The following is a 12,488-nucleotide window of genomic DNA, read 5'->3' on the forward strand; positions in this document are numbered from 1 at the left end:
TCGCCAGAAGCCCGCTGGGCGACAACGATCCTGGGAGAGAATGATGTTGCGAACCCTGGCCGCGCTCGGCGCGCTCGCGCTTGCCGCCCCTGCGATGGCGCAGACCGCCCCCGCTACCGTCACCTCGCCGGACGGGCATCTGCAGGTCAGCGTTGCCACCGACAATGACGGCCGCCCCTTCTACACCGTCGCCCGCGACGGCAAGCCGCTCGTCAACCCGTCGATGCTCGGCTTCCTGTTCACCGACGCGCCCAAGCTCCAGCGCAACTTCCGCATCGAGGGCAGCAGCACCTCCGCCAGCGACACCAGCTGGGACCAGCCCTGGGGCGAGTGGAAGACGATCCGCGACAACCACAAGGAACTCCGCGTCCGCCTGAGGGAGACCACCGCGCTCGGCCGGGTGATGGAGCTGGTGTTCCGCGTCTTCGACGACGGCGTCGGCTTCCGCTACGAACTGCCCGGCCAGCCCAACCTCAAGACCGCGCACATCCTCGACGAGATGACCGAATTCTCGATCGCCGAGGATGGCGAGGCATGGTGGATCCCCGGCTCCGAATGGAATCGCGACGAATATCTCTACAACCGCACGCCCCTCTCCAGCGTGCCCCTCGCCCACACGCCGCTGACGATGAAGCTGGCCGACGGCACCCATATCGCCATCCATGAGGCGGCGCTGGTCGACTATGCGGGCACCTGGCTGCAGCGCGTCGAGGGCACCCGCTTCAAGACCGTGCTGATCCCCGGTGCGGGCGCCGCCAAGGTGACCCGCGACGCGCCGTTCGTCACCCCGTGGCGGACGATGATCATCGCCAAGGACGCCCCCGGGCTCTACATGTCGCATATCGAGCTGAACCTGAACGCGCCCAACAAGCTGGGCGATGTCAGCTATTTCAAGCCGAGCAAATATGTCGGCGTGTGGTGGGAGATGCACCTCGACAAGTCGGGATGGGGCTCCAAGCCGGTGCACGGCGCCACCACCGCCAACGTCCGGCGCCATATCGATTTCGCGGCCAAGTACGGCTTCCCCGGCGTGCTGGTGGAAGGCTGGAATGTCGGCTGGGACACCGCCTGGTTCGGCGACGGCAAGGGCTTCGACTTCGACAGGCCGACCCCCGATTTCGACGCCAGGCTGCTCGCCGACTATGCGAAGAAAAGGGGCGTCGCGCTGATCGGCCATAACGAGACCGGCGGATCGATGAGCCATTACGAAAGCCAGCTCGAACGCGCGATGACGTTCGCGCACGATCATGGCGAGCATGTCGTGAAGACCGGCTATGTCGCCGATGCCGGGCAGATCGAGCGGGTCGGCCCGAATGGCGAGCCGATGCGCGAATGGCATGACGGCCAGTTCTCGGCCAACCACCATCTCCGCGTGCTGGAGATGGCGCATCGCTACCAGGTCGCGATCGACGCGCATGAGCCGATCAAGGACACCGGCCTCCGCCGCACCTATCCCAACTGGGTGAGCCGCGAGGGCGCGCGCGGCATGGAGTACAATGCCTGGGGCGAGCCGAAGAACCTGCCCAACCACGAATCCAACCTGTTCTTCACCCGGATGCTCGCCGGGCCGATGGATTTCACCCCGGGCGTGCTCAGCCTCACCGGCAAGGGCGGCACACCGTTGCTGTCGACCGAGGCGAAGCAGCTCGCGCTCTATGTGGTGCTCTATTCGCCGGTGCAGATGGCGGCGGACCTGCCCGAGAATTACGAAAAGCACCTCGCCGCCTTCCAGTTCATCCGCGACGTCGCGGTCGACTGGGACGAGACGCGGGTGCTCAACGGGTCGGTCGGCGAGTATGTGACCGTCGCCCGCAAGGCACGCGGCGGCAGCGACTGGTTCCTGGGCGCGGTGGGCGACGACAAGCCGCGCACCCTGACGGTCCCGCTGTCCTTCCTCGATGCGGGCAAGCGCTACGAGGCGCAGATCTACCGCGACGGCGACGATGCCGATTACCGCACCGACAAGCGCCATTCGATCGTGATCGAGAAGCGCGCGGTGACCGCGGGCGACACGCTGACGGTGAAGCTCGCGCCGGGCGGTGGCCAGGCGATCCGGTTCAAGGTGGTGAAGTAAGGGCGGTTAGATCACCCTCACCCTCCCCACCGCCTTCGGCGGCGGGTCCTCTCCCTCTCCCTTCCAAGGGAGAGGGAGGGAGCCGCGAAGCGGCGGAAGGGTGAGGGTGATGTTGGCCGGTCGCACACCCTTGCCCCCTCCCCCCACCGCGCTATCACCGGCGCGCCAAGAACATAGGGGAGGATCCAATGGCCAGTCTGTTCCGTCTCAAACCCATCCACGCCGCGGCGGACCAGCCGCACGGGCATCAGCTCGCCCGCACGCTCAGCTGGTATCATCTGGTCGCGCTGGGCGTCGGCGCGATCGTCGGGACGGGCATCCTCACCCTGATCGGCGTCGGCGCGGATCGCGCGGGGCCGGCGGTGATCCTCTCCTTCGTGGTGGCGGGCGCGATCTGCGCCTGCGCCGCGCTCGCCTATGCCGAGCTGGCGACCAGCATCCCCGCCTCGGGCAGCGCCTATACCTACAGCTATGTGGCGCTGGGCGAGATCGTCGCCTGGGTCGTCGGCTGGAGCCTGCTCGCCGAATACACGCTGGTCGTCGCCACCGTCGCGGTCGGCTGGTCGGGCTATGCCACGCCCTTCCTGCTCGGGCTCGGCGTGCCCCCCGAGCTCACCCATGGCCCGCAGATGGTCGCCGGCCATGTCGCGCACTGGGGCGTCAACGTGCCCGCGCTGTTCGTGGTCTGGCTCGTCGCCGGGCTGCTGATCCTCGGCACCCGCGAGAGCGCCACGCTCAACGCCATCCTCGTCGTCGTGAAGCTGATCGCGCTTGCGGTGTTCGTCGCAGTCGCTTTGCCCTATTTCGACGCCGCCAATTTCGATCCCTTCGCGCCGTTCGGCTATGCCAAGCATGCCAGCGGCGGGGTGGAGCGGGGCATGATGGCCGCCGCCGCGATCATCTTCTTCGCCTTCTACGGCTTCGACGCGATCTCCACCGCCGCCGAGGAAGCCAAGAACCCCGGCCGCGACCTCGCGATCGGCATCGTCGGATCGATGGTCGCCTGCGTCGCCATCTACATGATCGTAGCGCTCACCGCCGTGGGCGCGCTCCACTATACCCGCTTCGCCGACAGCCCCGAGCCGCTGGCGCTGATCCTGCGCGAGATCGGCCAGCCCGGCGTCGCCAAGTTCCTCGCGCTGAGCGCGATCATCGCGCTGCCCACGGTGATCCTCGGCTTCCTGTTCGGGCAGAGCCGCATCTTCTTCGTGATGGCGCGCGACGGGCTGCTGCCCAAATCCCTCGCCAAGGTCTCGCGGCGCGGCTCGCCGGTGCGGATCACGCTGTTCACGGCGGCGATCGTCAGCGTCTTCGCGGCGTTCCTGCCGATCGACGAGATCGCCGCCCTCGCCAATGCCGGCACGCTCACCGCCTTCGCCGCGGTCGGCCTGTGCCTGCTGGTGCTGCGCCGCCGCGCGCCTGAGCTTGCCCGCCCGTTCCGCACGCCCGCCGCCTGGGTCGTCGGCCTCGGCGCGATCTTCGGCTGCCTCTATCTGTTCCTCAGCCTGCCGACCAAGACGCAACTCTGGTTCGGCGGCTGGAACCTCTTGGGTCTCGTCGTCTATTTCGCCTATGCCCGCCGCAACGCAGCAAAGGGTGACGCATGAGCGGTTGGACGATCGGAATCATCGGCGGTTCGGGCCTCTACGATGTCGAGGGCATCGAGGGCGGCGCATGGGTGGAAGTGGCGAGCCCCTGGGGGCAGCCGTCCGATGCCTGCTTCGTCGGGCATGTCGGCCATGTGAAGGTGGTGTTCCTGCCGCGCCATGGGCGGGGCCACCGCATCAGCCCCTCGGACCTCAACGTGCGCGCCAATATCGACGTGCTGAAGCGACTGGGCGTGACCGACGTGATCGCCGTCTCCTCGGTCGGCTCGTTGGCGGAGGAGCGTGCGCCCGGCACCTTCACCATCGCCGACCAGTTCATCGATCGCACCAAGGGCCGCCCCTCCAGCTTCTTCGGCACCGGCATGGTCGCGCATGTCTCGGTGGCCGATCCGGTCTGCCCGCGCCTCTCCGCGCTGGCGGCCGAAGCTGCACAGGCGGCGGGCGCTACCACCCATGTCGGCGGCACCTATCTGGCGATGGAAGGCCCGCAATTCTCGACCCGCGCCGAGAGCAACCTCTATCGCAGCTGGGGCTGCGACATCATCGGCATGACCGCGATGCCCGAGGCCAAGCTCGCCCGCGAGGCGGAGCTGCCCTATGCGCTGGTCGGCATGGTCACCGATTATGACTGCTGGCGCGAAGGCGAGGAGGCGGTGGACGTGGCGCAGGTGATCGCCCAGCTCTCCAGCAATGCCGAGAAGGCGCGGCGGATGGTGATGCACCTGCTCCGCGCCCTGCCGACGGAACGCGCGCCGTCGCCGATCGATACCTGCCTCGATACCGCACTGATCACCGCGCCCTCGGCGCGCGATCCGGAGCTGCTGGCGAAGCTCGACGCCGTTGCCGGCCGGGTGCTCGGCTGATGGCGCGCGCAATGCTCATGGCAGCCGCACTGCTCGTCGCCGCGCCTGCCCTCGCGCAGGAGACCCCGGTCGAGCGCTCGCAGGACCTGGCGTGGCAGAGCGCCCAGTCGCTCGCGCTGGCCAGCCGCGGCTCGGCGCAGGGCTGGCGCCAGCTCGAAGGCGGCCTGCGCTGGCGCCGGGTGAAGGGCGACGGATCGGGCGCGCACCCCAGGGTAACCGACATGGTGACGCTGCATTATGCCGGCAGCTTCGTCGACGGGACCGAGTTCGACAGCTCCTATGGCGGCCCGCCCGCCCAGTTCCCGCTCGATCGCCTGATCCCGGCCTGGCAGCTCGCCGTGCCGCTGATGGGCGTGGGCGACACGATCGAGATCGCGGTGCCGGCCGAGCTCGGCTACGGCTTCCGCGGCAAGGGCCCGATCCCAGGTGGCGCTACGCTGCTCTTCAAGATCGAGCTGCTCGGCATCGGCGGCTGACACGAAAACGGCCCCGCTTCGCATCGAAGCGGGGCCGCCGTTTCACGATCGCATGCCGATCAGGCGAAGCGGACCTGCAGCTTGCGCGTGCGATAGCGCATCGCTCCGCCCAGCATGCCCATGCCGAGGATGAGCATCGCCCAGCTCGACGGCTCCGGCACCGGGTTGCCGGCGGCGGCATAGGCCTTGAACACATCCGTCGTGGTGACCTTGTAGCCACCATTGGCAAGCACATCGACGTTCACGTTCCAGCCGATGGCGTCCAGCAGGGCCAGGTCGGCCGCGCTGATCTCGTCGACGAAGCCGTCACAGGTATACGGGTTCATCACCCCGACATAGCCGGTGCAGCTGCCGGGCGCCTTCCAGTGCGATGCCTGCCAGCCATCGCCATAATCCTCGCCGGTCGAGAAATAGGCATCGCCCTGGAACACCGTGGCGCCGCCGTCGATCGAGAAATAGGCGGGTTCGTCGAACGCCCAGTTCAGCTCGTCCTTGCCGGTGTAGCGGAACATGTCGAGCGCATAGCCCCACCAGAAATCATCGGTCTTGAAACCGGTGCCGACGGAGTAGTTGAAGTCGTCGGCCGCGCTCAGAAAACCGAGCGCGTGGCCCATCTCGTGGATCGCCACGCCGATGAAGTCGTAGCTGTTGTTGGCGATCCCGTCGGTGGGGTCGAAATCGAAGGCAAAGTTGCTCGAGAACAGGATCTGGCCATCGATGCTCGCGGTGGTGAGGCCCAGCGCCTGTGCATTCGCGGTCGAGAGGGCGATGGTGCTGCTGATCGCCGTGTCGTCCGGTGTTACCCGCGTCCCGTTCGCCGCGACCCCGTTCTGCGTGGCGGGAATCGCATAGGCCGGCACGATGGCCGTAACGCTGCCCGTCGCCGAGAGCGGCGCGAGATGGGCCAGCGCCGTGCTGTCCAGCGCGCTGTTCCCGGTCGCCGCCAGGGCGTTATAATAGTCGCTGATCGGCACATAGGTTATGAGATTGCTGTTGGTCCCGCCGAGGATGCCGGGACCCAGCGGCGCATAGCCGACGTTGAATTTCAGCGTCACATTGCTGGTGAGGACGCTTTCCCAGTAACTTGCCGCGATCTTGAAGCCTAATTCGGCTTTGGTGCCGGTAACGCCGCCGATATCGTTGAGGATGATCTTGGTCTGTGCTGCGGCAGGCGCCGATGCGGCGATCGCAATGCTGAGCGCCGCCGTCGCGAGCAGTGCATTCGTCCCCTTCTTCATTTCATCTCCCCCTTTTGTAGATACGTCACGATCCGGTAGGATTCGGTTAATCCCCCGTTAACGAAACTGATCGTGCCTCCGGGCCGAGGTCAAGCCGAAAACATGGTGCCTCTACGGGCGATTGAAATCTTGTGTGCCAGGCCGGCGCAACAGGCGCTGCCCAGAGCGTATTCCGGCCATGAAAAAAGCCGGCGTTCTCCCATGGGAGAACGCCGGCCTTCATCGCGACGATGGCGCTGGATCAGGCGGCGAGCTTGCGCAGCACGTAGTGGAGGATGCCGCCGTTGAGGAAATATTCCAGCTCGTTGACGGTATCGATCCGGCAGCGGGTGAGGAAGGTTTCCGACGAGCCATCGGCGCGCGTCAGCTTCACTTCCACGTCCTGGCGCGGGCGCAGGCCCGCGACGCCGGTGATGGTGAAGGTTTCCGAGCCGTCCAGCTTCAGCGTCTCGCGGGTCACGCCCTCGGCGAACTGCAGCGGCAGCACGCCCATGCCGACCAGGTTCGAGCGGTGGATGCGCTCGAAGCTCTCGGTGATCACCGCGCGGACGCCGAGCAGGTTGGTGCCCTTCGCCGCCCAGTCGCGCGACGAGCCGGTGCCATATTCCTTGCCCGCGACGATGACGAGCGCGGTGCCGTCGGCCTTGTGGCGCATCGCGGCGTCGTAGATCGGCATCACCTCGCCGGCATATTTGGTCATGCCGCCTTCGATGCCCGGCACCATCTCGTTCTTGATGCGGATGTTGGCGAAGGTGCCGCGGACCATGACTTCATCGTTGCCGCGGCGCGCGCCGTAGCTGTTGAAGTCCTTCTTGGCGACCTGGTGCGACTGGAGGAACGCGCCCGCGGGGCTGTCCGCCTTGATGCTGCCGGCGGGCGAGATGTGGTCGGTGGTGATCGAATCGCCCAGGATCGCCAGCGGCTTGGCGTCGACGATGTCCTGCACCGGCGCCGGGGTCATCGACATGCCCTCGAAATAGGGCGGGTTGTGGATATAGGTCGAGCCGGTCGGCCAGGCATAGGTGTCCGACACGGTGACGCTGATGCCCTGCCAGTGGCTGTCGCCCAGATAGACGTTGCCGTAGCGCGAACGGAACATCTCGTCGTCGATGTTGGCGCTGATCAGGCCCTGGATTTCCTCGTTCGAGGGCCAGATGTCCTTGAGGAAGACCGGGCCGTTGGTGCCCTGGCCGATCGGCGTCTCGTACATGTCCTCGGTCACCGTGCCCTTCAGCGCATAGGCGACGACGAGCGGCGGCGAGGCGAGGAAGTTGGCGCGGACGTCCGGCGAGACGCGGCCCTCGAAGTTGCGGTTGCCCGACAGCACCGAGGCGGCGACGATGTCGTTGCCGTTGATCGCCTGGCTGATCGGCTCGGCGAGCGGACCCGAATTGCCGATGCAGGTGGTGCAGCCATAGCCGACCAGGTTGAAGCCGATCGCGTCGAGATCCTCGGTGAGGCCTGCCTTGTTGAGGTAATCGGTGACCACCTGCGAGCCGGGGGCCAGCGAGGTCTTCACCCACGGCTTGCGGGTGAGGCCCAGCGCGCGCGCCTTGCGGGCGACGAGGCCGGCGGCGATCAGCACCGACGGGTTCGAGGTGTTGGTGCAGCTGGTGATCGCGGCGATCACGACGTCGCCGTCGCCGATGTCATGGTCGCGACCCTCGACGCTCACGCGCGCGGGCTGCGCCTTCTTGTACACCTTGGTCAGGTCGCCGTTGAACACGTCGTCGACGCTGTCGAGGCTGACGCGGTCCTGCGGGCGCTTCGGGCCGGCGAGTGACGGACGGACCGTCGACATGTCGAGCTCGAGCGTGTCGGTGAAGATCGGCTCGGGGCCGCTGACGTCGTGCCACATGCCCTGCGCCTTGGCATAGGCTTCGACCAGCGCGACATTCTCGTCGCTGCGGCCGGTGAGGCGCATGTAATCGAGCGTCTTGTCGTCGATCGGGAAGAAGCCGCAGGTCGCGCCATATTCCGGCGCCATGTTGGCGATGGTCGCACGATCGGCGAGCGTCATCGAATGCAGGCCGGGGCCGTAGAACTCGACGAAGCGGCCGACCACGCCCTTGGCGCGCAGCATCTGGGTGACGGTGAGCACCAGATCGGTCGCGGTGATGCCTTCGGGCAGCTTGCCGGTGAGCTTGAAGCCGACGACTTCCGGGATCAGCATCGACACCGGCTGGCCGAGCATCGCGGCTTCCGCCTCGATGCCGCCCACGCCCCAGCCGAGCACGCCCAGGCCGTTGACCATGGTGGTGTGGCTGTCGGTGCCGACCAGCGTGTCCGGATAGGCGATCGTCTCGCCGTCAGGCGCGACCGACGACCAGATCGACTGGGCGATATATTCCAGGTTCACCTGGTGGCAGATGCCGGTGCCCGGCGGGACCACCGAGAAATTGTTGAGCGCCTTGGAGCCCCACTTCAGGAACTCATAGCGCTCGGCATTGCGCTCGTACTCGAGCTTGACGTTGTCGTCGAACGCCTGGGGCGTGCCGAACTCGTCGACCATCACCGAGTGGTCGATCACCAGGTGCACCGGCACCAGCGGGTTGATCTTGGCCGCATCGCCGCCGAGCTTGGTGATCGCGTCGCGCATCGCGGCGAGATCGACCACGCAGGGCACGCCGGTGAAATCCTGCATCAGCACGCGCGCGGGGCGATACTGGATCTCTCGGCTGGGGGCCTTGGGGTTCTGCTGCCAGTCGACGATCGCCTGGGCATCCTCGGGCGTGACGGTCACGCCGTCGTCGAAGCGGAGCATGTTCTCCAGCAGCACCTTCATCGAGAAGGGCAGGCGGCTGATGTCGCCGAGCTTCGCCGCCGCCTTGGGGAGCGAGTAGAAGCTGTAGGTCTTGCCGGAGACGGTGAGCGAGTCACGCGTGCCGAGCGTATCGTTGCCGATGGCGGTCATGAGGCGCGGGGTCCTTTCCCTGATCTGGTCCGCCGGGCGCTCGGTGGACGCAGCCCATTATAGGCCGCGCGGGCGCACCGTCGGGGTGCTGCGAATGCGAAGATTCGCGAGGGGCCTTAGCGCGGTGCGGCGGGGAGGGAAAGGGGACGTTGGTAGGGGGATGGGTGGTGGTAGCGGTAACGATATTGAGCGGTCGATGCGAAAGCCATTCGCCGGCTCATACGGCACCTGCGAATATCGATCCTAAGAGTTGAACCTTGGCCAAATTGCTCGATCTCGTTTTGGACGCTGCACGGAAGCACCTTCCAATAGTAACAGCAACATCGTAACCGTCTTCAAGTACCTGAACTTTGGCGATGATAGCACTTCCATATCGGTTAGAACGTGATCATCACCTCCCCACGAACCCGAAAATAAATCGGCAGCGCGTTTCTCAGGGCGCTTCATGGCAAAACAGATTTCGCTTATTTTGGGCGTGGCAAACGAAACGTTCGAGAAACTGTGCGCGAACTCGTTGCGGACTTGGGCAACAGCTCTAAGATCGGCTTCTGTCTCAGCACCGAACAGAGCAAGCGCGCGGCCCATATCTATCTTCGGTTGAAAATTCCGAAGTGGGCCGGAATGGAAAAGCTGATTGTGCTCAGCTGCTGTCATACGAGCCATGCGCTTCGTCAGTGCACGCTCAAGCGCGCCTTCAAGCAAAGTTGCGGCAGTAATTGCGGCGGTTAGGTCCGGCACTCTTTTGAGAGAATTGATACGTTTGAAAGCGGGGGTCGGCGGCAGCGCCTTTGTACGACGCCGTGCGCGCTTTTTAGCTTGGTTCGCCATAGTCCAAGGGTAGTGGCGGATTTGAAAGTTGAAAGCCCTTGGTGATGCCTGCATTCCGCGTAGATAAGCCGGTTCAGTCGGCGCAGGAAAAGCTTGATCATGCAGCTAGTTGCTGTGGAGACCCCATCCCCATTGCCGTTTCCCGCCCCGCTGCTAGCGTCGCGGCCATGACCGAAGGCATGACCTATGGGCGCTATCTCGCCCTCGACCAGCTGCTCGCCGCCCAGCATCCGCTGTCGGACCGGCATGACGAGCTGCTTTTCATCATAATCCACCAGACCAAGGAGCTGTGGCTCAAGCAGATCCTCGCCGAGCTGCACCTCGCCAAGGGGCTGGTGCGCGCGGGCAAGCTGATCGAGGCGTACAAGGGCCTGGCGCGGGTGAGCCGCATCCAGGCGGTGATGACGCTGAGCTGGGACGTGCTCGCGACGATGACGCCCAGCGACTATACCCGCTTCCGCTCGGTGCTCGGCGGCAGCTCGGGCTTCCAGTCGGACCAGTTCCGCGCGGTCGAGACGATGCTGGGCCTGCGCGGCGGCGGGGCGCCGGGGCCGCTGACCGACGCGGCCGCCGCGCTGCCGAGCCTGTGGGACGATGCCAATGCCGCGCTCGCCGCCGCCGGCTTCGTCTTGCCCGAGGCCGTGCTGCAGCGCGACTGGCCGACGCCCTATCAGCCGAACGACGCCGTGCGCGCCGCCTGGGGCCAGGTGTACCGCGATACCAATCGCTATTGGGACCTGTACCAGCTGGCCGAAAAGCTGGTCGACATCGACGACGCGATGGCGACCTGGCGGCACAAGCATGTGCTCACCGTCAGCCGGGTGATCGGCGGCAAGCCGGGGACCGGGGGCACGCCAGGCGTGTCCTATCTCGAATCGACGCTCGCCAAGCGCGCCTTCCCCGAGCTCTGGTCGCTCCGGACCGATCTGTGAGCAGCTTCAAGCATTTGTTCCAGCGCGCGCTGGCCGCCGCGCCCGACCGGCTGCACTTCGCCGCGCATAGCCATCACCTCTGGCCCGACGCCTCGTGGCTCGGCCAGCAGGCGGCGTGGGACGACGCTGCGCGGCTCGCCGACCGCAAATGGGGCCGGGTGATGGACGCAATCTGGCCCGCCGCCCAGGCGCAGGTCGCGGCCGAGCTGCACCTGCCCGATCCGTCGACCGTGGTGTTCGCCTCCAACACGCACGAACTGCTGCTGCGGATCGTCTCGGCGATGGGCCCTCGCCGGCCATTGCGCATCCTCGCCACCGACGGCGAGTTCCACAGCTTCCGCCGCCAGTCGCTGCGCTGGGAGGAGGCGGGCACGGCGGTGGTCACGCGGGTGCCGATGGGGGATATCGTCGCGACGGCGCAGGGCGGCGGGTTCGACCTGATCGTGGCGAGCCATGTCCAGTTCGGCACCGGCCGTATCTTCGCTGGGCTTGCCGATCTCGCGGCGCTGGCGCGGCCCGAGGGGCCTTGGGTGCTGATCGACGGCTATCACGGCTTCATGGCCGTCGAGACCGATCTGTCGGCAGTGGCGGACCGGGTGTTCTACGTCGCCGGCGGGTACAAATATGCGATGGCGGGCGAGGGCGTCGGCTTCCTCCACGCACCCCCCGGCTTCGGCCCGCGGCCGGAGATCACCGGCTGGTATGCCGAGTTCGAGGACCTCGCCCTGCCGCCGGGGCAGATCGGCTATGCGCCCGACGCCCGCCGCTTCCTCGGCGCGACCTTCGATCCCTCCGGGCTCTATCGCTTCGTCGCGGTGCGCGAGATGCTGGCGCGCGAGGGGCTGACCACCGCGGCGATCAACGCCCATGTCGCACCGCTCCGGGCGCAGTTGCTCGACGGCTTCCCCCTCGACGCGGAACGGATCAACCCCGCCGCCCCGGATGCGCCCCAGGCCCGGTTCGTCGCGCTGCGCAGCCCGCACGCCGCCAATTGGCAGAAGGCGCTGCTGGAGGACGGTATCGTCACCGACGTGCGCGGCGACGTGCTGCGGATCGGGCTCGGCCTCTACCAGGACGCGCGCGACGTGGCGAAGCTGCGCGCGGCGCTCGCCGCGCTCTGATCAGGCGGCGGCGAGCGGCGCCAGGCCCAGGCGGCGGATCTCGATCGCCGGGCAGCGGTCCATCACCACCTTGAGCCCGGCCGCCTCGGCGCGCGCGGCCGCCGCGTGGTCGACCACGTCGAGCTGCATCCACACCGCCTTGGCACCCGCCGCGATCGCGGCATCGACCACCGCGCCGGCATCTTCCGACTTGCGGAAGACATCGACGATGTCGATCGGCACGCCGATCTGGTCGAGATCGCGAAAGACGAATTCGCCGTAGATATGCTCGCCGGTAATGCGCGGATTGACCGGAATCACCCGATACCCATGCCGCTGCAACAGCAGCATGACGCCATTGCTGGGTCGATTGGGACGGTCGGATGCACCGACCATCGCGATGGTGCGCGATTCCTCGAGCAGGGTGCGGATGTCTTCGTCACGCGTCAGCGGCAT

Annotated in this window: 10 protein-coding genes; 6 read left to right on the forward strand and 4 right to left on the reverse strand. The window is 66.7% G+C overall.

Annotated features, from left to right (window positions below):
• The first annotated feature begins 40 nt into the window (after window positions 1-40).
• The 4 genes from KK7_RS0111425 to KK7_RS0111440 all read left to right on the forward strand — a co-directional run bounded on the left by KK7_RS0111425 (window position 41) and on the right by KK7_RS0111440 (window position 5,020).
• On the forward strand, window positions 41-2,074 hold the full coding sequence (locus tag KK7_RS0111425) for a glycoside hydrolase family 97 protein (RefSeq protein ID WP_010544783.1): 2,034 nt from the start codon (window positions 41-43) through the stop codon (window positions 2,072-2,074).
• Window positions 2,075-2,262: 188 nt separating this feature from the next.
• A complete protein-coding gene (locus KK7_RS0111430) occupies window positions 2,263-3,681 on the forward strand; it encodes an amino acid permease (protein WP_010544784.1) in 1,419 nt (472 codons plus the stop codon).
• Window positions 3,678-4,544 carry an S-methyl-5'-thioadenosine phosphorylase gene (locus tag KK7_RS0111435; RefSeq protein WP_010544785.1) on the forward strand — a complete coding sequence of 289 codons (867 nt, stop codon included), beginning with the start codon at window positions 3,678-3,680 and terminating at the stop codon, window positions 4,542-4,544. Before KK7_RS0111430 ends, KK7_RS0111435 begins: the two co-directional genes overlap by 4 nt.
• Complete coding sequence (locus KK7_RS0111440; protein ID WP_010544786.1) at window positions 4,544-5,020, forward strand: FKBP-type peptidyl-prolyl cis-trans isomerase; 477 nt, start codon at window positions 4,544-4,546, stop codon at window positions 5,018-5,020. Before KK7_RS0111435 ends, KK7_RS0111440 begins: the two co-directional genes overlap by 1 nt.
• A gap of 59 nt (window positions 5,021-5,079) precedes the next feature.
• Here the strand turns inward: KK7_RS0111440 and KK7_RS0111445 are convergent, their stop codons facing one another.
• From KK7_RS0111445 to KK7_RS22565, 3 genes are all read right to left on the reverse strand, one after another.
• Entirely contained in the window at window positions 5,080-6,258 is a 1,179-nt protein-coding gene (locus tag KK7_RS0111445; protein WP_010544787.1) for an NF038122 family metalloprotease, read from the reverse strand.
• Between the two features lie 241 nt (window positions 6,259-6,499).
• Window positions 6,500-9,172: an aconitate hydratase AcnA gene (acnA, locus tag KK7_RS0111450; RefSeq protein ID WP_010544788.1), complete on the reverse strand. Its 2,673-nt coding sequence runs from the start codon at window positions 9,170-9,172 to the stop codon at window positions 6,500-6,502.
• A gap of 243 nt (window positions 9,173-9,415) precedes the next feature.
• Window positions 9,416-10,000, reverse strand: a complete 585-nt coding sequence (locus KK7_RS22565) for a hypothetical protein (protein ID WP_138983950.1) — start codon at window positions 9,998-10,000, stop codon at window positions 9,416-9,418.
• 167 nt (window positions 10,001-10,167) lie between these two features.
• Between KK7_RS22565 and KK7_RS0111455 the strand changes: the two genes are divergently transcribed.
• Together KK7_RS0111455 and KK7_RS0111460 are read left to right on the forward strand one after the other, a co-directional pair.
• Window positions 10,168-10,932 carry a tryptophan 2,3-dioxygenase gene (locus tag KK7_RS0111455; RefSeq protein WP_010544789.1) on the forward strand — a complete coding sequence of 255 codons (765 nt, stop codon included), beginning with the start codon at window positions 10,168-10,170 and terminating at the stop codon, window positions 10,930-10,932.
• Complete coding sequence (locus KK7_RS0111460; protein ID WP_010544790.1) at window positions 10,929-12,053, forward strand: aminotransferase class V-fold PLP-dependent enzyme; 1,125 nt, start codon at window positions 10,929-10,931, stop codon at window positions 12,051-12,053. The genes KK7_RS0111455 and KK7_RS0111460 overlap by 4 nt, the downstream gene beginning before the upstream one ends.
• Here the strand turns inward: KK7_RS0111460 and KK7_RS0111465 are convergent, their stop codons facing one another.
• Window positions 12,054-12,488: a CoA-binding protein gene (locus tag KK7_RS0111465; protein ID WP_010544791.1), complete on the reverse strand. Its 435-nt coding sequence runs from the start codon at window positions 12,486-12,488 to the stop codon at window positions 12,054-12,056.

The sequence above is a fragment of the Sphingomonas elodea ATCC 31461 genome, assembly GCF_000226955.1.
Taxonomy (GTDB): domain Bacteria; phylum Pseudomonadota; class Alphaproteobacteria; order Sphingomonadales; family Sphingomonadaceae; genus Sphingomonas; species Sphingomonas elodea.

Bases quoted from the DNA above. Each gene is read 5' to 3' on its own strand.
- KK7_RS0111425 (WP_010544783.1), top strand. From the start codon at position 41: ATGATGTTGCGAACCCTGGCCGCGCTCGGCGCGCTCGCGCTTGCCGCC.
- KK7_RS0111430 (WP_010544784.1), top strand. From the start codon at position 2,263: ATGGCCAGTCTGTTCCGTCTCAAACCCATCCACGCCGCGGCGGACCAG.
- KK7_RS0111435 (WP_010544785.1), top strand. From the start codon at position 3,678: ATGAGCGGTTGGACGATCGGAATCATCGGCGGTTCGGGCCTCTACGAT.
- KK7_RS0111440 (WP_010544786.1), top strand. From the start codon at position 4,544: ATGGCGCGCGCAATGCTCATGGCAGCCGCACTGCTCGTCGCCGCGCCT.
- KK7_RS0111445 (WP_010544787.1), bottom strand. From the start codon at position 6,258: ATGAAGAAGGGGACGAATGCACTGCTCGCGACGGCGGCGCTCAGCATT.
- acnA (WP_010544788.1), bottom strand. From the start codon at position 9,172: ATGACCGCCATCGGCAACGATACGCTCGGCACGCGTGACTCGCTCACC.
- KK7_RS22565 (WP_138983950.1), bottom strand. From the start codon at position 10,000: ATGGCGAACCAAGCTAAAAAGCGCGCACGGCGTCGTACAAAGGCGCTG.
- KK7_RS0111455 (WP_010544789.1), top strand. From the start codon at position 10,168: ATGACCGAAGGCATGACCTATGGGCGCTATCTCGCCCTCGACCAGCTG.
- KK7_RS0111465 (WP_010544791.1), bottom strand. From the start codon at position 12,488: ATGCCGCTGACGCGTGACGAAGACATCCGCACCCTGCTCGAGGAATCG.